Origin of the sequence: Gordonia sp. NPDC058843 (genome assembly GCF_042743165.1) — a bacterium.
GTDB lineage: Bacteria > Actinomycetota > Actinomycetes > Mycobacteriales > Mycobacteriaceae > Gordonia.
In genome coordinates this window covers 46321-70340 of record NZ_JBHYNC010000022.1, presented here as the reverse complement: position 1 = coordinate 70340, position 24020 = coordinate 46321, and the positions used below count along the sequence as shown (strand labels likewise).

The 24020-nt window shown below is 67.1% G+C and carries 24 protein-coding genes; 13 read left to right on the top strand and 11 right to left on the bottom strand.

Annotated elements, in window-relative coordinates:
- Window positions 1-25: 25 nt before the first annotated feature.
- Genes ACFW3F_RS15630 through ACFW3F_RS15600 form a run of 7 tightly spaced genes read right to left on the bottom strand, consistent with a single transcriptional unit; the run spans window position 26 to window position 6925 of the window.
- Window positions 26-1396, bottom strand: coding sequence for an ammonium transporter (locus ACFW3F_RS15630; protein WP_388058839.1), 1371 nt, complete (start codon window positions 1394-1396; stop codon window positions 26-28).
- Window positions 1397-1451: 55 nt separating this feature from the next.
- Window positions 1452-2462: a DUF3445 domain-containing protein gene (locus ACFW3F_RS15625; RefSeq protein WP_388058837.1), complete on the bottom strand. Its 1011-nt coding sequence runs from the start codon at window positions 2460-2462 to the stop codon at window positions 1452-1454.
- Entirely contained in the window at window positions 2459-3460 is a 1002-nt protein-coding gene (locus ACFW3F_RS15620) for a PDR/VanB family oxidoreductase (protein ID WP_388058835.1), read from the bottom strand. The genes ACFW3F_RS15625 and ACFW3F_RS15620 overlap by 4 nt, the downstream gene beginning before the upstream one ends.
- Entirely contained in the window at window positions 3457-4974 is a 1518-nt protein-coding gene (locus ACFW3F_RS15615) for a heme-dependent oxidative N-demethylase subunit alpha family protein (protein ID WP_388058833.1), read from the bottom strand. Before ACFW3F_RS15615 ends, ACFW3F_RS15620 begins: the two co-directional genes overlap by 4 nt.
- A complete protein-coding gene (locus tag ACFW3F_RS15610) occupies window positions 4971-5969 on the bottom strand; it encodes a PDR/VanB family oxidoreductase (RefSeq protein WP_388058831.1) in 999 nt (332 codons plus the stop codon). Before ACFW3F_RS15610 ends, ACFW3F_RS15615 begins: the two co-directional genes overlap by 4 nt.
- 11 nt (window positions 5970-5980) lie before the next feature.
- On the bottom strand, window positions 5981-6535 hold the full coding sequence (locus ACFW3F_RS15605; RefSeq protein WP_388058862.1) for a dimethylamine monooxygenase subunit DmmA family protein: 555 nt from the start codon (window positions 6533-6535) through the stop codon (window positions 5981-5983).
- Window positions 6536-6541: 6 nt separating this feature from the next.
- The gene (locus ACFW3F_RS15600; RefSeq protein WP_014928662.1) at window positions 6542-6925 is read right to left on the bottom strand and encodes an ethanolamine utilization protein; all 384 of its coding nucleotides are present in this window, start codon (window positions 6923-6925) and stop codon (window positions 6542-6544) included.
- Between the two features lie 444 nt (window positions 6926-7369).
- On the opposite strand from ACFW3F_RS15600, the gene ACFW3F_RS15595 reads away from it, so the two are divergent.
- From ACFW3F_RS15595 to ACFW3F_RS15580, 4 genes are all read left to right on the top strand, one after another.
- Window positions 7370-8299: a ferritin-like domain-containing protein gene (locus ACFW3F_RS15595; RefSeq protein WP_388058829.1), complete on the top strand. Its 930-nt coding sequence runs from the start codon at window positions 7370-7372 to the stop codon at window positions 8297-8299.
- Window positions 8300-8473: 174 nt separating this feature from the next.
- Window positions 8474-9982 (top strand): flavin-containing monooxygenase, encoded by a 1509-nt coding sequence (locus tag ACFW3F_RS15590; RefSeq protein ID WP_388058860.1) that lies wholly within the window; start codon window positions 8474-8476, stop codon window positions 9980-9982.
- Window positions 9983-10016: 34 nt separating this feature from the next.
- Window positions 10017-11006, top strand: coding sequence for an alpha/beta hydrolase (locus ACFW3F_RS15585; RefSeq protein ID WP_388058827.1), 990 nt, complete (start codon window positions 10017-10019; stop codon window positions 11004-11006).
- A gap of 8 nt (window positions 11007-11014) precedes the next feature.
- Window positions 11015-11848 carry an SDR family NAD(P)-dependent oxidoreductase gene (locus ACFW3F_RS15580; RefSeq protein ID WP_388058825.1) on the top strand — a complete coding sequence of 278 codons (834 nt, stop codon included), beginning with the start codon at window positions 11015-11017 and terminating at the stop codon, window positions 11846-11848.
- A 24-nt stretch (window positions 11849-11872) separates the two neighbouring features.
- On the opposite strand, the gene ACFW3F_RS15575 is transcribed toward ACFW3F_RS15580, so the two are convergent.
- Window positions 11873-12685, bottom strand: coding sequence for a MerR family transcriptional regulator (locus tag ACFW3F_RS15575; protein ID WP_388058824.1), 813 nt, complete (start codon window positions 12683-12685; stop codon window positions 11873-11875).
- 338 nt (window positions 12686-13023) lie between these two features.
- Here ACFW3F_RS15575 and ACFW3F_RS15570 point away from each other — a divergent pair, with 338 nt between their 5' ends.
- Window positions 13024-13314 (top strand): WhiB family transcriptional regulator, encoded by a 291-nt coding sequence (locus ACFW3F_RS15570; RefSeq protein ID WP_388058822.1) that lies wholly within the window; start codon window positions 13024-13026, stop codon window positions 13312-13314.
- Between the two features lie 110 nt (window positions 13315-13424).
- The gene (locus tag ACFW3F_RS15565) at window positions 13425-13757 is read left to right on the top strand and encodes a hypothetical protein (RefSeq protein WP_388058820.1); all 333 of its coding nucleotides are present in this window, start codon (window positions 13425-13427) and stop codon (window positions 13755-13757) included.
- Between the two features lie 28 nt (window positions 13758-13785).
- Here ACFW3F_RS15565 and ACFW3F_RS15560 read toward each other — a convergent pair whose 3' ends face one another.
- Window positions 13786-15261 (bottom strand): MDR family MFS transporter, encoded by a 1476-nt coding sequence (locus ACFW3F_RS15560; RefSeq protein ID WP_388058819.1) that lies wholly within the window; start codon window positions 15259-15261, stop codon window positions 13786-13788.
- 122 nt (window positions 15262-15383) lie between these two features.
- Here ACFW3F_RS15560 and ACFW3F_RS15555 point away from each other — a divergent pair, with 122 nt between their 5' ends.
- Complete coding sequence (locus ACFW3F_RS15555) at window positions 15384-16007, top strand: TetR family transcriptional regulator (RefSeq protein ID WP_388058817.1); 624 nt, start codon at window positions 15384-15386, stop codon at window positions 16005-16007.
- On the opposite strand, the gene ACFW3F_RS15550 is transcribed toward ACFW3F_RS15555, so the two are convergent.
- Window positions 16008-17348: an amylo-alpha-1,6-glucosidase gene (locus ACFW3F_RS15550; protein WP_388058815.1), complete on the bottom strand. Its 1341-nt coding sequence runs from the start codon at window positions 17346-17348 to the stop codon at window positions 16008-16010.
- A gap of 99 nt (window positions 17349-17447) precedes the next feature.
- Here ACFW3F_RS15550 and ACFW3F_RS15545 point away from each other — a divergent pair, with 99 nt between their 5' ends.
- Complete coding sequence (locus ACFW3F_RS15545; RefSeq protein WP_388058813.1) at window positions 17448-18128, top strand: SDR family oxidoreductase; 681 nt, start codon at window positions 17448-17450, stop codon at window positions 18126-18128.
- Between the two features lie 12 nt (window positions 18129-18140).
- On the opposite strand, the gene ACFW3F_RS15540 is transcribed toward ACFW3F_RS15545, so the two are convergent.
- The gene (locus tag ACFW3F_RS15540; protein ID WP_388058811.1) at window positions 18141-18530 is read right to left on the bottom strand and encodes a nuclear transport factor 2 family protein; all 390 of its coding nucleotides are present in this window, start codon (window positions 18528-18530) and stop codon (window positions 18141-18143) included.
- Between the two features lie 148 nt (window positions 18531-18678).
- Between ACFW3F_RS15540 and ACFW3F_RS15535 the strand changes: the two genes are divergently transcribed.
- Genes ACFW3F_RS15535 through ACFW3F_RS15515 form a run of 5 tightly spaced genes read left to right on the top strand, consistent with a single transcriptional unit; the run spans window position 18679 to window position 24014 of the window.
- Window positions 18679-19698, top strand: a complete 1020-nt coding sequence (locus ACFW3F_RS15535) for a glycerophosphoryl diester phosphodiesterase membrane domain-containing protein (RefSeq protein WP_388058809.1) — start codon at window positions 18679-18681, stop codon at window positions 19696-19698.
- Complete coding sequence (locus ACFW3F_RS15530) at window positions 19695-20375, top strand: DUF4129 domain-containing protein (RefSeq protein WP_388058807.1); 681 nt, start codon at window positions 19695-19697, stop codon at window positions 20373-20375. Before ACFW3F_RS15535 ends, ACFW3F_RS15530 begins: the two co-directional genes overlap by 4 nt.
- Window positions 20372-21667 carry a DUF4350 domain-containing protein gene (locus ACFW3F_RS15525; protein WP_388058805.1) on the top strand — a complete coding sequence of 432 codons (1296 nt, stop codon included), beginning with the start codon at window positions 20372-20374 and terminating at the stop codon, window positions 21665-21667. The genes ACFW3F_RS15530 and ACFW3F_RS15525 overlap by 4 nt, the downstream gene beginning before the upstream one ends.
- Window positions 21664-22722: an AAA family ATPase gene (locus tag ACFW3F_RS15520; RefSeq protein WP_388058804.1), complete on the top strand. Its 1059-nt coding sequence runs from the start codon at window positions 21664-21666 to the stop codon at window positions 22720-22722. Before ACFW3F_RS15525 ends, ACFW3F_RS15520 begins: the two co-directional genes overlap by 4 nt.
- A complete protein-coding gene (locus ACFW3F_RS15515; RefSeq protein ID WP_388058802.1) occupies window positions 22722-24014 on the top strand; it encodes a DUF58 domain-containing protein in 1293 nt (430 codons plus the stop codon). Before ACFW3F_RS15520 ends, ACFW3F_RS15515 begins: the two co-directional genes overlap by 1 nt.
- Window positions 24015-24020 lie beyond the last annotated feature (6 nt).

Here is a 24020-nt window from a genome sequence, read left to right as displayed (position 1 = left end):
TAGTCGCGTCGATGACCGTCGTTGATCAGACCCCGGCCGGTGGCGCCGATGCCGGGGCGGACGCCGGCATCGCCTCCTCCACCTTGTCCGCAGCGCGAGCGGGCGACATGGTCGCGAGCCCACCGGCGTGTCCGACAGAGGCACTGGGGATCTCGTAAGCGGTCTCGGCGTGCAGCGCGGTGTCGAGGCCCACCATCTCGGTCTCCTCATCGACGCGCATGCCGATGAGCTTGTCGAGTCCCTTGGCGATCAGCCAGGTCATCACGAAAGAGTACGTGCAGGTGATGACGATGCCCGCGAGCTCCCGCCAGACGATGTCGACGGGACCGCCGAACAGGATGCCCTGGACACCGGCAGGTGCGGCCTCGGTGGCGAACAGGACGATGCAGAGGGTTCCGACGATGCCGCCGATACCGTGCACAGCAAACGCGTCCAGCGTCTCGTCGATCTTGAGCTTGCTCTTGAAGCTCAGCAGGAAAGCGACGACCGCGGCAGCGAAGATACCGACGAGCAGAGCGCCGAGAGGCGCCATGCTGCTGGCCGCCGGGGTGATGCCGACGAGGCCTGCGACGGTGCCCGTGATCATTCCGAGCGAGGTGACGTGCCCCTCGCGCCACTTCTCGATGGCGGCGAAACCGATCATGCCCGCCGAACCCGCCAGCAGTGTGTTGAGGATGACGGCCTGCGCGAGGAAGTTCGCGCCGAGCGCACAACTGCCGTTGAAGCCGAACCAACCGAAGAACAGGATGCCGCCGCCCATGATGGTCATCGGCACGTTGTGCGGTCGCTCCATCCGCCGCTTGCGGGCACCGAGCACCACCGCCAGCGCGAGCGCTGCGACACCGGCGTTCATGTGGACCGCGGTTCCGCCTGCGTAATCGACGATCTCGATGTCGTTCAGGAGGAATCCACCGCTGTAGTTGTCGTCGACATCAGCCGCGAAGACCCAGTGCGCAACCGGGAAATACACCACGACGAGCCAGATCGGTGCGAAGACGAGCCAGGCGGAGAACTTCATCCGACCAGCCGCGCCACTGGCGACGATGGCGATCGTGATGGCTGCGAACAAGATGAACCAGGCCGCGAAGTAGAGGTTCTGGGTGGCGCCGGAAGCGTCGTCGGTGAGCCAGTTGGTCAGGCCGATGTAGTCGGTCGGATTGCCGATGAGGCCCCACCCGCCCACCGACGGACCCGACACCAGGCCGTGCCCGATCACGACGTAGAGCACCGCCGTGATCGCCAGGGTCGACATGACCATCGTCATGATGTTGAGAACGTTCTTCGATCCGACCATTCCGCCGTAGAAGAAGGCCAGGCCGGGGAACATCAGCAGGACGAAGACGAAGGCCGCCAGCATCCATGCCAGGTCGGCATTGACAGCGAGTATGGGTTCCATGAGCGATCTTTCGGTTCAGGGACTCTACGAGAAGTCGGGTGTTCGGGACCTGAGCTCACGGGCATCTTTGACCGCGTAGATAGGCGACGACGCTGTCGCGGTAGTCGAGGAATCCCTTGTAGGCGGCGATGTCCTCGCCGAGCGTCTCGATGACGGTCGCCAGTTGACCGGCCCACTCGGGTATGCGCTTCACGTCCTCGAGCGAGGCCATGAATGTCCGGATATTGAACGTCACCGCACCCGACATCGGCAACCGGACGAAGTGTTCCAGCTCGATTCGCAGGCGCGCCCTGCCGAAATCGCCGTCGGCGACCATGCCCGGCACGTCGCCGGCCCACTCGGGGAGTTCCTCGAGACTGACGTCGAGCTTGTCGGAGTCCGACGCCGAGAGCGTCCAGTTCACCCTGCGGTAGACCTGGTCGGCCGGTAGCCTCCGCAGGAACTGTTCCGCGCGGGCGACGATGCCCTCGCGGAGCATGCGGGGAACGGGTGCGTGGATCTCGTACATGTCCATGCCGACGTCGAACGACACCGACCATGCCGCGGCGAAGGTGACGACGCCTGCGTCGAAGTACAGGTGTCCATCGCGCTCGGTGACGAGCAGCAGATCATCGGGGACCTCGCGCGCCAGGAACTCCATCGGGCCGTACGGGAGGGTGGCCGGTTCGCCGAGCACGAACTGTTGATCAGTGCCGAGAAATCGATTCTGCCAACGGAATCGGCCGTCACCGCGCTCCTCGAGGTGCAGGGCCGCGGGGTAGGCGTGAGCGAGGTCGCGCAGGTAGTACAGCAGGAGGTCCCAGCACGCGAGCTCCATGCCCGGGCGGACCCGAACACGCGTCGGATCCGCGTCGAGGATCCGGCGCCGCTCGGCCATGATCTCCGGGTACTCGACACCGCCGAGATCGACGAGGTGTCTACCCCATTCGCCCGCGCGCGTGGCTCGCGGGACGCGTGCCGGTTCCACGTTCACGCTGTAGGCGAACTCGTCGAGATCGTCGGGGAACGGCCACGGCAGGTTCGACAGGTGATCGACTCGGCGGGTGGGGAGGGAATCGGTACTCACAGGTCCACCTCGATGTCGTGGCCACGGGACACACAGCACAGCATGGTGTCGCCCGCGGCCCTCTCGTCGTCGGTCAGTACGAAGTCGCGATGTTCGATGGTGCCGCGACGCACCGGGATTCGACATTCACCGCACACCCCCTGACGACACAGGCTGGGTACCGCGACGCCCGTGTCGAGCAGACGCTGCAGCAGCGACACCCCGGCCGGGACATCGATGCTGGTGCCCGTCGACGCCACGGTCGCGGTGAACGGGTCGCCCGGCTCCGGGTCGGGAGCGGCGAAGCGTTCCAGATGCACCCGCGCTCTTGGCCACCCGGCGGCCTCCGCGAGTCGGGTGTAGGTCTCGAGAAGCGATGTGGGACCACAGGCGTAGGCGTGCGTACCCAGGGGTTGTGCCCGCAGTCTGTCGGCGATGAGCGACGCGGTCTGTTCGGCACCGGACACCTCGTGCAGCGTCACGGAGGGTTGCGCTGCAAGCGCGCGTAGGTCGTCGGCGTGCGCACCCGACCCGCGACGATAGGAGTAGACGATGTCCGCCCGACGCCCGTCGCGCGCCAGAGCCCGCGCGTGCGAGAGCACCGGCGTGACACCGATCCCACCCGCGACGAGCAGCGCACCACGCTGATCGAGCACGGGGGCGAACATCGAACGTGGGCCCTCGATCTCGACCACACCTTCTTCGACGAGGTTGTCGTGCAACCAGTCCGAGCCACCGCCGGCCCCGCGTCGCAGAACCGAGATGCCATAACTGGTCGGATACATCCCGTCGTCGACGAGTGAGTACGCGTTGCGCCCACCACCTGTCGTGACGATCACGTGACTGCCGGGCTGGTACGCCGTCAGTACCGGCGACGAGTCGTCGAGGGGGCCGAAGCGGAAGTGCGTGATCTCGTCGGTGAGCCGGCGAATCGAGACGACCCGCATCGGTCGCGGTCCGGTGGCGTACGCCGGGTGCAGATGAGCCGCCGGTTGTTCCGGAACGGCCACGGCGGTCATGCATCACCTGCCGCGGAGCCGAGGAAGCTGCCCAGGACCGGCGAATGATGTTCGTGGACGGCGAGATCGCGCGCGCATCCCGGACATGCGACGGCTCCCCCGACCGCTGCCTCCACCCGAAACGTGTGGCGGCAGTGTGCGCAGTAGAGCGGCAGGTCGCGGGTGTGGGTCACATACGACGACAATTCCGCGGGCAGCGCGCCCGCGCCACGGGCCGCCGCGAGCGCCGTCATGACGTCGTACTGTCCACCGGTCACGAGAATCCGCGTCCCGGTGACGGACTCGTCAAGGGCATGGTGCAGAGCGGCGCGGTCACGATCGCCGGCCAGGGTGTCGAGAACCAGGAGGCGGGTCGGGCCCACGGCTTCCGCCGCCCCCACCCAGGTCCGCGACACGTGCGCGGCCTCGGGGTCGTCGCCGACGGCGAGGACGAGAAACGCCGACCCACTGGTGTCGACGGCGGGCGGGGAGGCCGGCCACACGGGCATCCCTGGCCCCGAAACCTCCCGTGGGGTCGCGGCGGCGGACCGCAGCCAGCTCGCCGCACGGTCCCGGAACTTGATGATCCCCTTGTAGTCGGCCATGTCCGCGGGTAGTTCGGCCAGCACCTCCGCTGTCCGGCGCCGCCACGGCTCGACCGTCGCGAGCTGCTCGAGGGGGAGCATGTACGTGCGGATCACGAACATCACCGCACCCGAGTCCGGGAGACGGATGAGGTGCTGGACTTCGACGCGCAGGTGGACGCGGCGACCGAACTCGTCGTCGGGGACGGTCTGGATGCTCTCGCGGTCGGGCCCCCACTCGTGGTAGATCTCCGTGGAGACGTCGAGGCGGCGGTCGATGGTCAGGGTCCAGTTCGTCCGCCGATACGGCTGATGCGGTTGCAGGCGTTTGAGGAATTCGTGGGCCCGGGTGATGACGCCTTCCTTGCGGACACGCGGGACCGGACCGTGGATCTCGAGGAAACTCATACCGACGTCGAATCCGAAGCTCCAGTCGGCGGCGAAGGTGACCACACCCGCGTCGACGAACAGCTGGTCGTTGCGCTGATCGAGGAGTGCGATGTCCTCCTGGACCTGAGAAGTGATGTAGCGCAGCGGTTCGTCGGGCAGCGTGGTGTCGTCGCCGTACCGAAAACCCTGCTCGATGCCGAGTACGGTGTTGCGCCACATCCAGGTGTCGGCTCCGGTCGATCGCAGCTGCATCTGTTCGGGATACGCGGAATCGAGCTCCCGCATGATCGTCAGCATCGCGTCCCACGCCGCAGGCACCATGTGCGGCAGCACCGCGTGGCGGGTGGGGTCGGCGGCGAGGATCGTCGCTCGCTGATCGAGTTCGGTTCGATACTCCGCGTCGATGTCGATGACCGCGGAACCCCACTGACCGGTGGGCGTGACCACCGGATTCCGCGCCGGTTCGACATTGGTGCTGTAGCGATATCGGTCGTCGGGGAACGGAAACGGGAATCCCGCGAGCAGATCTCGCGCGATGTCCGTCTCGAGCGTGCTGGTCACAGGGGAACCTCCAATGTGCAACCCGCGGCCGCGCGCGAGACGCACGGCATGATGGCGTCACCGGCGTCCTTCTCCTCGGCGGTGAGGTAGAGGTCGCGGTGGATGGGCGTACCACCGGCGAGGGGGATGCGGCACTCTCCGCAGACGCCCTGCCGGCACAGGTTGGGAATCGCGATGCCGTCGTGCTCGAGGGCTTCGAGGAGACTGGTGCCGGACGGCACGTCGATCGTGCGGCCGGTCTCGCGGAGGGTCACGCGGAACGGGTCACCGGCGTCGAGCGCGTCGACACCGAAGCGTTCGAAGTGGATTCGCGAGTCGGGCCAGCCGGCGGCGGTGGCCGCCGCCGTCACGGCATCGATCAACGCCGACGGACCGCACACGTACAGGTGTGTGCCGACGGGTTGCGACCCGAGAGCCTGCTCGAGCCGTTCGGCGAAGGACGACCGGTCGGTGAACAGTTCCGCCCGTGTGCCGGCAAGTTCCGTCACATCGTCGAGGTGGGCGGCGGACGAGTCGCGGAACACGTAGAGCAACTGAACATCTCGACGCCACCGTGTCGCGGCCCGCAGATGCGACACCATCGGTGTGATCCCGATACCGCCCGCGACCAGAAGATGTTTTCGGGCACGTGCGATCGGGCCGAAGGCGCTGCGGGGCAGCCCGACGGTCAGGTGATCGCCGACGGCCAGTCGCTCGTGCAGCCAACGGGAACCGCCGTGGCCGTCGTCGCGACGGAGAACCGAGATGGAGTAGTGCGACGGGTGGGTGCCGTCGCCCGTGAGACTGTACGCGTTGGTGTGGCTCCCGGCGTGGACCATCAGGTGGCTGCCCGGGACGAACGCGGGGAGCGCTCGGCCCGTCGGGTCGGCCAGGGTGATCGCGCGGATGTCACGCGTCGTGCTCTCGATGGAGGTCACGAGCAGGTCCATCGTCATCGGACGGGTTGCGTTCTCGGCCGATACCGGTGGGTTCGTCTCTGCGAGCGCGATGTTCATCGGATCAGCTCCTAGTTGGAGTGGGACATGGCGCTGTCTGCACCCGCGGTCTCGGCGTCGACCATGAAGCCCAGGAAGTGCCCCGTCCGGCGGGACACGTGGTGGTAGACAAGGAGGTCGCGCCGGCAGCCGGCACACGGGACGATGTCGTCGACCGCGGCGGTGATCCGCGTGATCGAACGGCAGTGGGCACAGAAGATCTCGACAGGGTTCCTGTCCGCCGGCGGTGCCGGGACGACTTCGATCTCGTCGTCCTCGAGACCCGCACCGAGCGCGACGGCACGGAGCGCGAGGGCGGCGCCGGCGTCGGCGACAATCCAGACCCGCACGCCGACAACGGCTTCGGCCAACGCGGTGCGGAGCAAGCCCGCCACCGAGTCCGCATCGCCGTGGATGCGTGTGGTGGCGCGCGGAGGGAGCTCAGCTTCCCATCGACCCAGGTTGTCGGCGACGTCTCCGACACCGACCAGCACGTAGGAGCTACCGGTCGTTGCAGGGGCCGTCGGGGCGTCCGGCCCACCGGGACGTGCCCACGGCGGCACGCTGGAGTACGCGATCTGCGACAGCATGAATCAGAGCAATGTCGCGTCGCGCAACCCCGTATAGAAGGCGAGCGCGTAATCGGGTGTGCTGAAGTAGATCTTGGAGCCCTTCGGGAAGAAGATCGCATCTTTGGCCTTCGCGACCGTCTTCTGCCCGGTCTCCTTGTTCTCCAGGAGGAACTCGCCCTCGAGGACGACCTTCATCTCGTCGTACTCGTATTCGTAGTACAGCGGCTCGTCGGTGTGGCGCAGCTCGAAGTACCCGCTGCACATGGGACTTCCGTCCGGGTTCTCGTAGACGTCGCCGATGAAGCCCTGGGTTCCGGGGTACTCGGCCTCGGGCATCTTCGGCAGATCCTCGTATCCGCCGCTGGTCACGCGGAACTCCAATGCCTTGGCACTCTCGATGGTCAACGTTGCTCCTTCACTTGCCTGTTCGGGGTGTACTCGCGGGCGGCGGTACGTGATCGCGTCCCCGGTGTGGCGCCACCGTGCCGTGGCGAATCACCAGAGTGGACGCTGTCCCCTGTTATGAAACAAGCCGAGTGTTTCCGCTGTATGACGGCCCTGTAATGGCGTGCTACACGAGAGGACCCGGGACGCCGAGCCCCGGTTGCACGACACGCTCTCGCGGACGTCGGCGAGTTTGCAGCGGTCTGAGCGGGCTCGTAACCGCCTCATTGCCATTGCTCGATGGCTCGCTGATCCGGCGCTTTCCCAGTTCAGGAGCTAGGTGCGGCCGGCCTCCGTCGGCGCGCGCAGAGATGTTGCCATTGACAACTGGCTAGGTGGCCGTCACGATGGGATGCACTCAACGAATCACTAGGTGACCGGCGCACAGCCGGACGGGAGTGCGAAGTGACGAAGCTCAATCTGTCGGACACACTGGCGACGATCAAAGCGCGGCAATGGATGCTGAGCGACATCGACTGGGACGCCCCGGGCGCCGAACTGATCCGCGACGACCAGCGCGCCGACCTGAAGGCGTTCATGGCCGACCTCATGTGGATCGAGCACGTGGGTGCGCGCGCTTTCGCCGGTCTGGCGCTACACGCGCCGACCGAGGAACTCAAGGAGATCTACCGGTACTTCCACGCCGAGGAGCAGAAGCACGCGAACGCCGAACTCGCGCTGATGAAGCGGTGGAACCTGCTCGAGGAGGGGGAGATCCCGATGCCGGGCGTCATGATCTCGCATTCGCTGGAGACCATGGACAAGATGGCCGACAAGGCCCCGTTCGAGTATCAGGCGACAGTCATCCCGATGCTGGAGGTCGCACTCGACGGGGCGTTGCTGAAGTTCTTGACCGACGAGGTCGAGGACCCACTGCTCAAAGTCGTTCTGAACAAGATCAACAACGACGAGTCCCGTCATCTGGCAGTCGGCTTCCACGTGATGGGCATGCTGTCGGGCGCACCGTTGCGGCGTACCGCGCTCGTGTTGTTCAAACTGGCGTCCAGCATGCGACTGGTGTCGCTTCGAGGGGTCATCTCGACGCTCCCCATCATCGGGAGTATGCGAGAAGAGCTCTACGCCATGGGACTCGACGGTGACCGACTGTCGGTGGCGATGGATCGCTACCGGAAGGCCGGCGAACGTGATCCGCGGCTCGAGTCCAACCACTATTACAAGATCGTTCGTGGTTATTCGCGCCTGGTGATGGAACGTCATCCCATCTGGTCGCGGGTCGAATCCGCGATGATCGCGTACGCGCACCGCATTCCGCGTCGCAAGTGGCCCGCGCGTCCCACGTGGTCGGACGAACTGACCTACCAACCCACTGCCTGACCATCGTTCATCGACGACGCAGATCGAGCGACTCGAGTCGTGCGTCGACCCACCCCCGCACGGCCCACCCCCGCACGACGCCCCGCACGACCCAGGAGAGGCTTCGCCACCGTGACAGATCATCCAACCCTCGACGCGCACGATGTGGCGTCGGACGACGACGAGACGTCGACGGTGTACACAGCACTGGTGATCGGAGCCGGATTCTCGGGAATCGGGGCGGCGATCGAGTTGCGGCGGAGAGGGATCGATGACTTCGTCGTTCTCGAACGGGCCCAAGAGGTCGGCGGGACGTGGCGAGACAACGTCTACCCCGGTGTGGCGTGTGACGTGCCGTCACTCCTGTACTCCTACTCCTTCGAGCCTGCACCGTGGAGCAAGCTGTACGCGGACGGCGCGGAGATTCAGCAGTACATCCGACATGTCGTCGACAAGTACGACGTTCGCCGCTTCGTCCGGTTCGGTCACGATGTCAGCTCCATGACCTTCGATGACGCCGAGGGCATCTGGACCGTGACCACGAATCAGGGTCAGCTCCGGGCGAAGAACGTCATCGCGTCGTACGGGCCGCTGGCGAATCCGTCCCTGCCGTCTATCGACGGCCTCGAGGATTTCGGTGGCGACGTCATCCACTCGGCGGCATGGGATCGGAATCACGACTTCAGTGGCCAGACCGTGGCGGTCATCGGCACCGGTTCGACCGCAGTTCAGCTGATTCCCGAGCTGGTCAAGGTCGCCGGCAAGGTGGTGGTCTTCCAGCGGACAGCCGGGTGGGTCCTGCCCCGGGGCAACCTGCGTACACCGCCCCGAGTGCTGCGGTTCTTCGGTCGCTTCCCCTTCGCTCAAGGACTCGTTCGTGCAGGTCTTTTCCGGGCCACCGAACTCAGTGCGCTCGCGCTGGTCTGGAATACGGTACTCACTTCGGTGGTCGCCCTCGCGGGCAAGCTCTTTCTCCGCCGAGAGGTTCGCGATCCATGGCTTCGGCGGCTCCTCACCCCGAGGTTCCGCCCCGGTTGCAAGCGCATGCTGGTCTCCGACGACTATCTGAAAGCCCTACAGGCAGAGAACTGTCAGGTCATCGCCTGGCCGATCGCCCGCATCGGGGACAACGGCGTGATGACCTGTGAGGGGGTCGAACACCTCGCCGACGCGATCGTATGCGCGACGGGATACGAGGTCACCAAGGCGGCGCCGCCGATCGACATCGTCGGCCGGAACGGCAAGTCCCTGAACGCCGACTGGGCGCGCGGGGCATTCGCCTACAAGAGTGTGAGCGTGGCGGGATATCCGAACCTGTTCTTCACGTTCGGCCCCAATGCAGGTCCCGGGCACACGTCCGCCCTGGTCTACATGGAGGCTCAGATCCAGTACGCCGCCGAACTGATCTCCCTGATGGTGAAGCGGAAGCTCACGTGGCTCGAAGTCGACGCGAAGGCGCAGGCCGACTACAACGAGTGGTTGCAACACCGGCTGGAGAAGTCCACCTGGAACAGCGGTGGATGCGACAGCTGGTATCTCACCGAAGACGGATTCAACGCCACGATGTTCCCCGGTTTCGCAACCACCTATCAGAAGTTGCTCCGCGACATCGATCTTCACCACTATCGTGCTGCCGGAGATCTCGAGCTGGCCATCGGCGGGCCGCGGACAGCGGACCTGCGGTCGCATGCGGTGAACCGGTGATCCTCGTGTCGGCAGGGTCGTGCGGGACGCCGTCATGACCGAGGTCCCAGTGCTCACCCGACAACGACCTCGCGAACCGGTGTTCCCCGATCCGTCTCGTCGGGCTCGGTGGGAGCAGGCCCTGACCCGTCATACGATCCGGCGACTCATGCCGCATCTCGAGCTGAACGCGCTGGGAATCGCCGCCCTGCGCACGATCGTCGATGCACCGAACGCCCTCGCACGCACTGTGCCCGGAACGGGTACGGAACTGGTCGCCACTGACACGGTGCGCGCGGAGTGGGTGCAGGCGCCCGGAGTTCGTCGAGGCGGGCCCACGATCCTGTACGTCCACGGAAGCGCCTTCGTACTCCTGTCGGCCAAGAGTCACCGCCCCCTGGTGTCGAGGTTGTCGGACCGAACGGGTCTCCCGGCGTTCAGCGTCGACTATCGGCTCGCACCGGAACATCCGTTCCCAGCAGCGTCCGACGACGTCCTCGCCGCCTACGAGTACGTCCTCGAGCAGGGCGTCGATCCGCGCGAGATGGTCCTGGCCGGTGACTCTGCGGGTGCCCATCTCTGCGTCGACCTCGCGTCACGGCTCGCACGCGCCAACCGGCCCGCGCCCGCCGCGCTGGTGGTGTTCTCGCCGCTCGTCGACCTGACCCTGGAACTCGCTGCGGCAGAGGAGGTCACGAGACCCGATCCGTTGATCGCCGCGGCCGACTGCCGCCGTCTGATCGATCTCTACATCGGCGAGTCCGACCGTTCGGACCAGCGGATCACCCTCACCCTCGACGGGGTGACCGACTTCCCTCCCACTCTGATCCAGGCGGGCGCGAACGAGATGCTCAGCGCTGATGCGCGTCACCTCCACGGTCAGATAACCGCGATCGGGGGCGACAGCTCGTTGCAGATCTGGCCGGGCCAGGCGCACGTCTTCCAGGCGTCTGCCGCCCTGCCCGAGTCCGCTGCGGCTCTGCGATCTGCGGCCGAGTTCATCTGCGCCGCCATCGCGACCCGTGCCACTCACGACGAGGAATGATGCGAAACATGTTCAGATCCAGGGCCGTTTCCCACTCGTCGCGGGCCGTCGTCACCGGTGCAGGCAGCGGTATCGGCCGCGCCTTCGCCATCGAACTCGCGCACCGAGGAGGGGCGGTGGTGTGTTCCGACGTATTCCTCGACAGGGCCGAAGAGACGGTCGCACTCGTCGAAGACGCCGGTGGCCGAGGTCGAGCAGTCCGCTGCGACGTTTCCGAGCAATACGAGGTGCAGGAGCTCGCATCCGAGGCGACCCGGTTCTTCGGGACATCGCCGAACCTGCTCATCAACAACGCGGGGGTCGGTGCCGGCGGACGAGTCGTCGGAGACATCGGTTTCGAGGACTGGAACTGGGTACTGGGCATCAACCTGTACGGCGTCATCCATGGCTGCGAGATCTTCGCACCACTCCTGAGAACCGAGAAGCGTGCCGGAATCATCAATGTGGCGTCGGCCGCGGGTTTCAACTCCGCGCCGGTGATGGGACCCTACTGCGTCAGCAAGGCCGGGGTCATGTCGCTGTCGGAGACGTTATCCGCCGAGATGGCTGGCACCGGTGTCACGGTGAGCGTTCTGTGTCCCACGTTCGTGGCCACGAACGTTGCCCGGGATGGCCGCATCGCCCCCGGACCGGCAGAGTTCGCCACCAGGATGGCCGAGCGCGGCATGGCGCCGGACGTCGTCGCGCGCAAGACACTCGACGCCAACGACCGTGGCAGACTGTACGTGATGCCCCAGATCGATGCGAAGATCGCCTGGCATGCAAGACGATTCGCTCCGGCACTGACCAACCGCGGCATGGCGTTCAGCAGCAGGATCATGGGCGCCGAGCCGGTCAATTGATCCGAAACCCGTTGCGCACGAGCATCAGTTGTTCTCGGAGTCACCGCCGAGCGCCTGCGTGAGTTGCTCCGCCGTCAGACCGTGCTGGTCCATGACACCCTCGAGGTACTCTCCGACCACTCGGAGGACATTGGTCTCCAGCGCCTCGTTCAAACGCGTGTCGATGAGTCTCGCACCGAGTTCGCGAACGTCGGTGATCGTTCTGGCCAGTTCGTCGCGCTGGTCGACCGGAGCTATCCAGCCCTCTCCGTAGTGCTCGACGAGTCGGTCGCGCAGCTCGTTCACCGCGACAGTCGCCAGATCGCCGATCGTCGTGTGCGTGGCCTCGACCACACCGATCAGCACCTGTAGATAGAACCTCTCGTCGCGTCCGGCCGACACACGTCTCGCGATGTCGTCATCGATCAGAACCAGCACGTCTCCGTCCCGGCGCGCGATCCGATACTCCACCAGCTTTCGCCCGAGCTCACTGACGGGGTCCACGTGCAGAGTCGAATCGGGACGGTCGGCGCCCTCGGCCGAACTGCCGGGTTTCCAAGGTGCGCGGAAGATCTGTTCCATCCCGGTCTGCTCGGCGAGACTCTGGAGACCGAGGATGTCGGCGAGGTCCAGGTTCTTGTCGAAGCCGTCGAGGAAGTCCGCGATGTGAGCCACCGTGTAACCCTTCTGCAGGAGAAAGGTGATCATCTCGAGGGTCCACAGATGACTGTCGTCGTAGACGGAGACACGGCCGGAGCGGGCGGGCCGCCGGAGAAGCCCGCGTTCCTGGTAGGCCCGGATGTTCCGGGCCGAGACTCCCGAAGCCTTCGCGAGTTCATTGAGCCGGTACTCAGCCACGTCGACCGCTCTCGGTGGGAGTCATGACCCACCCGTCGCATACAGAACTCACGAGGGACAGGATACCGATCATCGCTGGTCGAGTCGGCCGACCGACCCGCTGTTTCGGGCCCCCGCACGTCGGGTACCGCGGTCGGCAAGCCGGTTCCACCCCATGCGAGCGGTCCGGCCCAGGCGCCTGGTTGAGTACCCAGCCGGGCGCCGTCCTGGGTATCACCCTTCCTGTTGCGCCTGCGACCGAACTCTGACAACATACGTTCTCAGTTTGATCGGAGGGATCAGTGGGCCATCGACGTCAGAGCACGACGGTTGTCGTCGCTGCCGGCGGAGTGCCTGACATGCAGCCCCCCTGTACCTCGAATCCGGACGCGTGGTTCCCGGAACAGGGCGCCGCCACTCGTAGCCTTGCCAACCGTCACGCTCTCGACGGTTGCGTCCGCTGTCCGATCCGTTCCAGCTGCGCGCGACTCGCGCTCGACGATCCGACTCACCTCACCGGGATCTGGGCGGGTGTCTACGTCCCGTTGCCCGGGAAACAGCACCAGGCCCGCACGCATGCGCTGAACCGCCTGCGGTCCATCGGCTTTCCCCACGCGAAACCGCACGAGGAGCGCCGTACGACGGCGTGAACTCGACGCGCGGTTGCCTCCTGCGGCTCACGACTACCTGAGAGGTAGTGGCTTCCACGATCTCCGACACTCAGTCTGGAATCGGTGACGATTCCCGGAGGAGGTGTCCGATGACCGCCCAACCGATCATTGCGAGCGCGAGGCCCGCTGCGCTCACCGCGCCCACGGACTCGAGTCCACGCTGGCTGACGGCGGTGATGCGGTGCGACCGCGCCCTGTCGTCCTGGTTCATCGGGGCCGGCTTGTTCTTCGCGCCGATCCTGCTGATCCTCGACCCGTGGCCGGTCGCCGTCGTGATCGCCTGGGTGGCGATCTCGGTGTCCGGTCTCTGGCTCGGCCTGCTCGGCGTGTTCATGGCCGCCGGTCTCGCACAGGTGCTGCGCGCCGGTGAGGAGATCCCCGACGAGTTCTGGTCCGGCCTGCTGGAGTACCGGACCCGGTGACCGGCCCGGCACCCAGAGGGGTCCGGCGCTAGGCCGGCACGGGTGCGTCGGCCTTCGGCGCACCGGTCCGGCCACGAACGAGTGCGGCCGCCCCGACGAGCACGAGCGACAGGCAGGCCGCGACGACGAACGCGAGGTGGATGCCATCGGCGCCCGCCTGCATCGGATTCACCCCGTCGTCGATGGCCGATTGCGTACCCCGGGACATCAGCGTGATGAACAGCGCGGTGCCCGCCGCGCCGGCGACCTGCTGAATCGTGCTGACCGTCGCGCTCCCGTGCGAGTAAAGCTCGGGACTCAGCGATCCCAGCGCCGAGGTCATCAGCGGAGTCAGACCGAAAGCTATACCGGCACTGAGGATCACATGCGCCGCGATCACCATGCCCAACGACGACCCGGCGTCGAGCGTGGTGAGCAGCCACGTACCGGCACTGACGGCCACCGTGCCGGGCAGGACGAGCGGTCGCGCGCCGACCTTGTCGAACAGTGCCCCCACGAACGGCGCCAGCAAACCCATCACCAGACCGCCGGGCAGCAGCACCAGTCCAGTGGTCAGGACCTCCTTGCCCATCACGTTCTGCAGATAGAGCGGCAACAGGATCAGAGCGCCGAAGAGGGTCAGCATGAAGCCCGCCATCAACACGACAGCAAGGCGGAACGGTGCGATGGCGAAGGTCCGCAGATCGAGCAGCGCCAGGCCGCGGCCGGCGAGCTTGAGCTGCCGCAGGACGAACAGGGCGAGCGCGACGACACCGATCACCAGTGGCACCCACGGCGGGATCGGTGCGTGCCCGCCCGCGGACTCCCCGATGCTGCTCAGGCCGTACACGACTCCGCCGAAACCCAACGCCGACAGGGGGACCGAGATGATGTCGAGCTGCGCAGGTCGCTGCTCGGTGACATTGCGGACGAACACCCCGCCGAGGATCAGTGCGCCGATCGCGATGGGCAGCACGATCCAGAACATGGCTCGCCAGCTGAGCGACTGCAGGATCAGACCCGACACCGTCGGTCCGACAGCCGGTGCGACAGCGATGACGATCGAGACCAGGCCCATCGTCCGGCCCCGATTCTGCTCGGGGACGACGTTGAGGATCGTGGTCATCAGCAACGGGACCATGAGGGCGGTGCCCGAGGCCTGCACCACGCGCGCCACGAGCAGGAGCTCGAAGCCCGGCGCGAGAGCGGCGACCAGCGTGCCGACGGTGAACAGGGTCATCGCGGCGATGTAGATCGACCGTAGGGTGAATCGCTGCATCAGAAAGCCGGTGGTCGGGATGACCACCGCCATGGTCAGCAGGAACCCACTGGTCAACCACTGCGCAGTGGCGGCGGTGATCTCGAGGTCGGTCATCAGCGTTGGCAGGGCGACGCTGAGGATCGTCTCGTTCAAGATCATCACGAAGGCCGCGACGAGCAGCACGCCGATGAGCAGCACCGCGCTGCGCTCGGTGCGGTTGTCGTCTCGGTTGTCGGTACCCGCGAGGGCGGCGTTCTCTGTCACTGTCGTTCTTCCATCAGGTCGGTCGTCCGGTCGATCACACGGCGACGCTACCGCAAACTGACAGTCACTGCCACTGTGGCAGTAGATGCCACATCTGACGGCACCGGCGCTAGTCTCGACGCATGTCAGATTCTTCCGAGGCCGGTGGGTTGCGGGCCCGCCGGCGGGATGCGACGCGCATGGAGATCCACGAAGCTGCAGTGGATCTGTTCGAGCGCAATGGATTCGACGAGACGACGGTCGACGAGATCGCCGTCGCCGCCGGGGTCTCGCCACGAACCTTCTTCCGGTACTTCCCGACCAAGGAAGAGTGCGTGCTCTTCGATCGGTTCGGCTTCGACCAGGCGCTCGACGAGCATCTTGCCGCCATCGATCCGGACACCCTGGCGCTCGCCGACATCGAGAGCGTCTACCGGGCCCTCCTGGACGGGTTCGGCGACCGCAGCGACGACGTGTCCGCACACTTCATGCGCGTGCAGAAACTGGTGCTCGCGACGCCCACCCTGAGCCGAGCCGCTCTCGGGCGGTACGCCGACAAGTCACGCCGGCGACCCGAAGCTCTCGGCGACCGCAGCTCGGCACGAACCCGGGGCCAGATCCGGATGATCCTGGAGATCGCCAACCTGGAGGTCCAATGCGCGTTCGAGGAGTGGGTGGAGATCAACGAAGCCGCCGGCGGGTCAGCGCGGACCCGGTCGCTGGTCGAGGTCTACGACGACGTGTGCCGTCGGATGCGGGAGCTGTAGTCAGTCCAGCCAATCCAGCACGGACGCCGCGGTCCAGCTCTGCTGCATACTGCCCAGCGGCTCACCGGTGAACGGCTCGTAGTACTCGGCGAAGGCGCCGTCGGTGGCTTGCCGGAGCCCTTCCGCGCGCAGGCGTGCCGACCGCTCGGTCCAGCCGCGTCGGGCGAAAGCCCAACTGAAGAGCCAGGTCATGACCGGCCAGACCGGCCCACGCCAGTATTCGCGGGGGCGGAAATCTGCCGAGATCGGCGACGTCGACGGCGGGACCGCGTAGCGCAGGTCCGGGTGGCCGCAGTACCGCGGACCGTCGAAGAGACGCAGCAGGGCGCGTTCCCGGTCCCTCGAGAGTCCGCCGCACAGCAGCGGCGCGAACACCGCGATCGTCTCGGTGTTGATCCACGAGTTGGCTCGGAGATCGAAATCCCTTGCCGCACCGTTGCGATCGTTGGCCGCCGACACCACCCCGGCCCGGAAGCGATCAGCCCAGGCGCGCAGGTCGCGCACATCCGATCGTGGCTTGGAATAGTCCTCGCCGATCGTCGCGAGCACGTCGCAGGCGACGGCGAAGATGGCGCTGACGAAGACGTCCTCGACCGCGAAGCTCATCGCCTTCGGAAGCACATCGTCGTCGTAGTTGGCGCGTTTCATCTGCTCGACGAGCCAGATGTACCGGTCGTACTCGAGGTCGGTGGGACGCATCGAGAAATCGTCGACGTGGTCGAGGTCAGCTCGTTGGTACGGCGGGAGGTCGACCCCGGGAATCACGTTGGCGTATGCGGAATCCCAGCGCGGTGAATTGTCCATCCCCGATTCCCAGCCGTGGAAGATCGTGATCCGGCCGCGCCCGTTCGGATCCCGCGCATGCGCCAGCCAGCGGTGCCAGCGGACGAGCGAACTCCAGCGCCGGTCGATGAACTCGTTGGCGACGGCGCGCGTGGTACGACCGTGGCGCCGGGAATGATCGAGGATGCGCTGCACCGCGATCGCATGGACCGGCGGCTGGGTGATGCCCGAGGTGTCGGGGAAATCCGGCGCGCATTCGGCCAGGCGGGCGCACTCCCAGCGAGACGGTCCGGGGAAATAGCCGTCGCGACCGTTCGCGAAGACGATGTGCGGGATCATGCCGTTGCGCCACTGCGCCGACAGCAGGGTGTCCATCTCGATGACGGCGCGCTCCACCGACAACGGCGCGAGACCGACCGTGACGAACGCCGCATCCCAACTCCACATGTGGGGGTACAACTTCGGCGCAGCACTTGTCATCGTGCCCAGGTCGTTGCCGCGGAGCAGGTACGCGGCACGTGCCGACAGCTGCGTTGGGGTGAATCCGTACCTGGCCACCTCGACGATTGTGCCCCGCGGCGCCACCGTCTGCTCACCGAGCCCGACGAGGCCTTCGACCGGGGATCCCCGGTTGTGGATTCCCAGTAGGGTCGAGGGGTGCCCACCGCGTTGATCACCGGGGCGAGCCGGGGCCTCGGAGCCGAGATCGCCCGCCAACTCGCGCCGACCCACGACCTCCTGCTCGGCGGACGGCCCTCCCCCGAACTGGACCGACTGGCCACCGAACTCGACGGCGCGAGCACCTTCGCCGTCGACCTCACCGACTACGACGAGGTCGAAGCCGCCGTGGAGGCGATCAGCGAACTCGACGTACTCGTCCACAACGCCGGGGTGGCCAGCAGTCTCGAACCCATCGGAGAGACCCCCGTCGAGGAATGGCACCACGTCCTCGAGGTGAACCTCGTCGCCGTCGCCGAACTGACGCGGTTACTCCTCCCCGCGTTGCGGACGGCCGGAGGTCACGTCGTCTTCATCAACTCGGGGGCGGGACGCCGGGTCAACCCCGGATGGACGCCGTACGCCGCGAGCAAGTTCGGGGTGCGCGCCCTTGCCGACGGATTGCGGGTCGAGGAACCGACCCTCCGGGTCACGTCCATCTTCCCCGGCCGCATCGACACCGACATGCAGCGCGACATCGTCGCCATCGAGGGAGACGACTACGACGGATCGCGGTTCCTGCGTCCCGCGACCGTGGCCCGCGCGGTGGCGCAGGCCGTCCACACCCCCGCCGACGCCCACCCCGAGGAGATCGTGCTGCGGCCGACCGGGCGGGGGTAGCAGAGGCGGCGGTCAGAGCTGCTTGAGGTCCGACTGCTGCCAAACCGCGCGCATCGTCGCGACCTTGCCCTCGGCGTCGAAGACCATGATGTCGACGGGGGTGATCTCGAAGGCCAGTCCCGCGGTCTTGGTGACCAAGGTGAACTCGAAGACCGCGGTGTCGCCGGCGATCTTCTTCCACTTCAGGGTTGCGGTGCGCTCATCCATACCCGTGATGACCGAGTAGAACTCGACGAGCTGCTCACGGGTGTCGCGGATGTCCGCACCGATGGGATCCTCGACGGTCGCATCGCCCGCATAGAGGTCGGCGATCTGCTCGGCGGTCCCCGAGTTGAGCAGTTCGATGTAGGCATCGACAGCCGCGTCGATCTTCTCGACGAGCCCGGCTTGTTCCACGGTCATAGAATCCTCCAAAAAGTAGAACGTGTTCTAGTTCGGCACGGTAGCACGGCGTCCGTCAACCGGTGGATGATTCCGGTGCACCGTGCCGGTTGTTTGATACGTTCGCCGCACAGTTCTCCCTGCGCGGAAAGGCCGGTGCACCTTCTCGATGTCCGAGCCGCCGCACGTGTCGCCACCGCCGTCCGGCGGACCTCCGTGGCAGCCACCGGGTGTCTCCGACGAGTGGAGCCCGGTCCCGGATGCCGAGTCGGCACCTCTACCGCTCGCGCCGCCGCCGGGATGGGTGCCGCACCACCCGACTTCGATCAGCGACCTCCTGCAGAGGGTCTTCTCGACCGCCTTCGCGGCACCGCGTGTGTTCCTCGGTCTCGTGGGGCTGACCTGGATCGTGGCGGCGGTGCCTCTCACGCTCGCGGCGTTCTGGATGGTGAGCACCGACCCGGCCCTCGACGATCCGGACCCCTGGACGTCGATCTTCGTTCCCGTGGCGGCGTTCTTTGCCCTCCTGGTCGTTCAATGGGTCGTGGTGGCGGGCACTCTCACCGGTGTCGCCGCCCACCCCGTGGCGCGTCTACGCGGCGGGTCGCGCCCTACCCTCACCGACACGTGGCGACGCACTCGTTACGCACTCGGCGCGCTGCTCGGTTGGACTTCACTCTTCGGATCGGCGGTCGCCGCGGCCTTCACACCGGCCATCGTCCTGTTCGGACTCGGTGCGCGCTCCGGCGGACTCGTCCTCATGGCGGGCAGCCTGCTCCTCACCCTCGTCGCGTTCATCCCGGTGACGTGGCTCGCCGTCCGCACCGTGTTCGTCGCCCCCGCGATCGTCATGGACGGACTCTCGGTCCGGGACGCCATCGGCTACTCCGGGGCACTGTCAGCAACCCGGTTCTGGCGCACCTGTGGAATTCTGGCGGTCCTGGGAGTACTGGCCTGGGCTGTGATGGCGGCGGTGATGTACCCCTTCGATTTCCTCGGGTCGGCAGCCGGCACGTTGTCCGGCGGGTGGCACACCGGCGCCGCGACCATCGCGGCGGTCGTCGGCACCGTCGTGGCGTCGATGGTCGTGCAACCGATCTTGACGGTCGTCCCGGCGGTCCTCTACGACGACGCCCGCGCCGGTGAGCCCCACGTCGGCCGGCGCCACCCAGGATCGAGCGGCCGGTGATCCGAGTCCTCGCGGCACCACTGGACCCCGACAACGACGAAGCACGCAGGTGGGCCGAGCAAGAGCTCTCCGAGTCCGACTACCAACCGCCAGAGCCGTCGTGGCTCGATCGTTTCGGTGACCGCCTCTGGGAGTGGATCGCCGACAACGTCTTCGGCTGGTTCGGTGGCTCCGACACCCTCCGGGTCATCGTGATCGTCCTGGCGATCGCACTCGTCCTCGGGCTCGTCATCGCGGTCGTCCGTCATCTCCGCCGCAACCCGCGTATCCCCCGATCCACAGGCACCGCGCCCTCCGGGCAGGTGCTGTCCGGCCCGGCCCGGTCGGCGGCCGATTTCCGGTCCGACGCCGACGCCGCGTTCACCGCGGGACACTACGACTCGTGCGTGCTCGCCGCCGTACGTGCCCTGGCACGCGGCGGCATCGAGCGCGGATTGCTGGCCGACGAGCCGTCACTCACCGCTCATGAGGTGTCGGTCGACCTCGGCCCACGCTTTCCCGAACACGACGCCGCGTTGCGCAGCGCGACCGATCTGTTCGACGCCATCGCCTATGGCGACCGGCACGCGTCCGCCGAATCCGCGCGCGCGATCCTCGAACTCGAGCGCTCGGTGTCGTCCGCACGACCATCCGAGACCGAACCATCGCGTCCACGCCGACTGGCGGTACCCCGATGACCGGAACCGCGCAGACGACCCCGCCGCCCCGTTCCGCCCTGTCGCCGCCGCTGCGACCCGCACCGGCCAAGAACAAGACGCCGGCGTGGATCTGGGTCGTCATCGTCCTGGTCATCGTCGTCGTGGTCGCCGGCATCGGTCTGCTCGGCATCGCCGCAGTCACCGGCGTGCAGGGCACGAGAGGGCCCGGCGTCAGCTACGACCCCGACAATGCCCAACCCACCGGGTCGCGCGCACTCGCACAGATCCTCGACGATCGCGGGGCCGATCTCCGGAAGGTGCGCGGACTCGAGGAATTCACCGACGCACCACGGCCCGACCGCGGGACCACCGTGGTGGTGAGCTCGACCTCGTCCTTCAATCCCGGTACCACGCAACAGTTCCGCGATCGCGTGCAGGACGCCGACCGCGTGATCCTGATCGCCCCGGACAACACCGTGCTCACCGCGCTCGGCCTGCCCGTCACATCCGGTTACGGCGCCGGCCCGTCCGCGGTCGCCGCGGGGTGCCGAACCCGCGGGATCGACGAGACCGACGTCGCCGGCTTCACCCCGTTCGGTTACGTCCCCACCTCGCCCTCGACGACTGCGTGCTTCACCTCCGACGGGACATCGAACCTGGTGGTCGTACCACGCACCGCCGAGCGCCCCGAGGTCGTCGTCCTCAGCGGCGAGATGCTCACCAACGACCAACTGGCACAGCAGGACAACGCAGGCGTAGTCGTGCGGGTCTTCGCGAGCTCCGACGAGATCCTCTGGTATGTACCGTTCATCACAGACCAGGTCGCATCCGAGGATGACGAGTCCGATATCCCGGCAGCTGTCGGGCCGCTGATCCTGTTGACCGTCTTCGCGGTTCTGGCCCTGATGCTGTGGCGCGGCAGGCGTTTCGGGTCGCTGGTCGCCGAACCACTGCCTGCCGTCGTCAAGGCGGTCGAGACCACCCGCGCCCGAGGCCGGATGTATCACCGCGCCGGCGCCGACGCTCGTGCCGCGGCGGCGCTGCGCATCCACACACTGGGTTCGCTGGCGTCGTATCTGGGGCTGCCGTTCGACGCGGCGCAGGCCACCGACGCACTCGCGCGGCCCGACTGGGAGGTAGCGGTCGCACCGATTGAGACCTCGGACCCGTCGGTGACGGCGATCGTCATCGCCGTGGCCGGCGCAACACGCCGTGACCTCGGTGAGGTCCGAGCGTTGCTCGCCGGTCCGCTGCCCGCCACCGACGCCCAACTCGTCCGTTTCACCGCCGAACTGACCAACCTCGAGAAGGAAGTCCGACAGACACCATGACCGTCGACCCGTCCCGCAACCCAGGCCCCGGTCCGTTCGTCCCAGACCCATATGCCCCAGACCCATACGCCCCGAATCCGCACACCCCGGACCCGCTTGCCAAGCCGAACCGCGCACGTGATGCGCTCGGGGCCGTCCGCGTCGAGGTCGCGAAAGCCGTCGTCGGTCAGGATCCCGCGGTGGCAGGCATCCTGATCGCGCTGCTCTGCCGCGGGCACATCCTGCTCGAAGGCGTTCCGGGAGTGGCCAAGACCCTGCTCGTCCGTTCGGTGGCCGCCGCTCTCGACGTGGAGACCAAGCGAGTGCAGTTCACGCCGGACCTCATGCCTGGCGACGTGACCGGTTCGCTCGTGTTCGACTCCGCCAGCTCGGAATTCACGTTCCGGGAGGGACCGGTCTTCACCAACCTCCTGTTGGCGGACGAGATCAACCGCACCCCGCCGAAGACACAGGCCTCGCTGCTGGAGGCTATGGAGGAACGGCAGGTCACCGTCGACGGCGACCCACGCCCGCTGCCGAGTCCGTTTCTCGTCGCGGCGACGCAGAACCCCGTCGAGTACGAGGGCACCTACCCGCTGCCCGAAGCGCAGCTCGATCGCTTCCTGCTGAAGGTCACGTTGCCGCTGCCACCTCGCGACGACGAGATCACCGTGCTGACGCGGCACGCGTCCGGCTTCGATCCGCGGAACCTGTCCGCGGCGGGACTCCGGCCGGTCGCATCTGCCACCGACGTCGAGGCCGGCGCCGAGCAGGTCCGTAGGGTCACAGTCGCTCCGCAGGTCACCGCCTACATCGTCGATATCGCCCGGGCCACCCGGTTCTCGCCCTCGCTGGCACTCGGCGTCAGCCCGCGAGGTGCCACCGCACTGCTGGGCACCAGCCGCGCGTGGGCGTGGCTGAACGGTCGCGACTTCGTCACCCCCGACGACGTGCAGGCGCTCGCCCAGTCGACGCTGGCGCACCGGTTGTCGTTGCGCCCGGAAGCCGAACTCGAAGGGGTGTCGGTGGGTTCGGTGCTCGACGCCGCGATCAACTCGGTGCCCGTCCCCCGCTGATGTTCCTCACCGGCCGCTTTCTGATCCTGGTGCTGCTCGGTGCGGTACCCATCTTGGTCTGGCCGAACTACGCGGTCCCCGTCCTGTGGACGCTGTTCTGCGTAGTGCTCATGTGCCTCGACATCGCGCTGGCCGGGACCACGAAGTCGATCGCCCTGGTGCGTTCGGTGCCGGGCCCGCTCCGGCTCGGCCAGAGCACCACGTGCTCGATCGCCGTCACCAACCACGGCACTCAGACCTTCCGTGGTGTCCTGCGCGACAGCTGGCAGCCCTCGGCCGGTGCGTCGGGGAACACCCATCGGGTGACCATCACCGGTGCGGAGACACGCTCGGTGACAACGTCTCTCACTCCTACTCGTCGCGGTGACCGGCTCGCGGTCCGAGTCGCCGTCCGACGTGTCGGCCCCCTCGGCGTGGCCGGTCGCCAACGGTCGGTCCCGCTGCCGGGCCGGGTCCGCGCACTCCCGCCGTTCGACTCCCGACGGCTTCTGCCGTCCCGGCTGGCCCATCTCCGTCAGCTCGACGGCCGGTCGGCGGTGCGCGTGCGCGGTCAAGGCACCGAATTCGACTCGCTTCGTGACTATGTCGAGGGTGACGACGTCCGCAGCATCGACTGGCGCGCCACCGCCCGGCGTCGGTCGACGGTGGTCCGTACCTGGCAACCGGAGAAGGATCGGCACATCGTCATCGTCCTGGACACCTCGCGGACTTCGGCCGGGCGCGTGGGCGACACCCCTCGACTCGACGCCGCGATGGACGCCGCGCTCCTACTGGCCGCGCTCGCGTCACACGCCGGCGACCGGGTGGATCTCATCGCCGGCGACCGGCGCGTGCACCGCCGGGTGGTCGGCGTGGGTCGCACGATGCTGCTCAACAGCCTGGTGACCGCCATGGCCGACCTCGAACCCGCTCTGCTCGAGGCAGATTGGCCGCTCCTCGGTGCCGAGGTCGCCAAGATCGGGCGCCAGCGGGCTTTGCTCGTCCTGCTGACACCGCTCGAACCGGCCGCCGTCGAGGAGTCGCTGCTCCCACCGCTGTCCGTACTGGCACAGCGGTACAAGGTCGTCATCGGCTCGGTCGCCGACCCCGCCCTCGACGACCTGCTCGCCGAACGCGGCGACGCCGCCCAGATCTACGACGCCGCGGCCGCGGCCCGCACGATCACACTCCGCAACCGGACGGCCACTGCGTTGAGCCGGCTCGGCGTCGACGTGGTGGATGCCGCCCCCGACAAGCTCCCGGCCAAGCTCGCCGATCACTATCTGCTTCTGAAGTCACGAGGATTGCTCTGACCGATC

Excerpts from the sequence above, each read along its gene's own strand:
- ACFW3F_RS15630 (WP_388058839.1), bottom strand. The coding sequence starts at position 1,396 with ATGGAACCCATACTCGCTGTCAATGCCGACCTGGCATGGATGCTGGCG.
- ACFW3F_RS15620 (WP_388058835.1), bottom strand. The coding sequence starts at position 3,460 with ATGACCGCCGTGGCCGTTCCGGAACAACCGGCGGCTCATCTGCACCCG.
- ACFW3F_RS15610 (WP_388058831.1), bottom strand. The coding sequence starts at position 5,969 with ATGAACATCGCGCTCGCAGAGACGAACCCACCGGTATCGGCCGAGAAC.
- ACFW3F_RS15585 (WP_388058827.1), top strand. The coding sequence starts at position 10,017 with ATGACCGAGGTCCCAGTGCTCACCCGACAACGACCTCGCGAACCGGTG.
- ACFW3F_RS15580 (WP_388058825.1), top strand. The coding sequence starts at position 11,015 with ATGTTCAGATCCAGGGCCGTTTCCCACTCGTCGCGGGCCGTCGTCACC.
- ACFW3F_RS15570 (WP_388058822.1), top strand. The coding sequence starts at position 13,024 with ATGCAGCCCCCCTGTACCTCGAATCCGGACGCGTGGTTCCCGGAACAG.
- ACFW3F_RS15565 (WP_388058820.1), top strand. The coding sequence starts at position 13,425 with ATGACCGCCCAACCGATCATTGCGAGCGCGAGGCCCGCTGCGCTCACC.
- ACFW3F_RS15555 (WP_388058817.1), top strand. The coding sequence starts at position 15,384 with ATGTCAGATTCTTCCGAGGCCGGTGGGTTGCGGGCCCGCCGGCGGGAT.
- ACFW3F_RS15540 (WP_388058811.1), bottom strand. The coding sequence starts at position 18,530 with ATGACCGTGGAACAAGCCGGGCTCGTCGAGAAGATCGACGCGGCTGTC.
- ACFW3F_RS15535 (WP_388058809.1), top strand. The coding sequence starts at position 18,679 with ATGTCCGAGCCGCCGCACGTGTCGCCACCGCCGTCCGGCGGACCTCCG.
- ACFW3F_RS15525 (WP_388058805.1), top strand. The coding sequence starts at position 20,372 with ATGACCGGAACCGCGCAGACGACCCCGCCGCCCCGTTCCGCCCTGTCG.
- ACFW3F_RS15520 (WP_388058804.1), top strand. The coding sequence starts at position 21,664 with ATGACCGTCGACCCGTCCCGCAACCCAGGCCCCGGTCCGTTCGTCCCA.
- ACFW3F_RS15515 (WP_388058802.1), top strand. The coding sequence starts at position 22,722 with ATGTTCCTCACCGGCCGCTTTCTGATCCTGGTGCTGCTCGGTGCGGTA.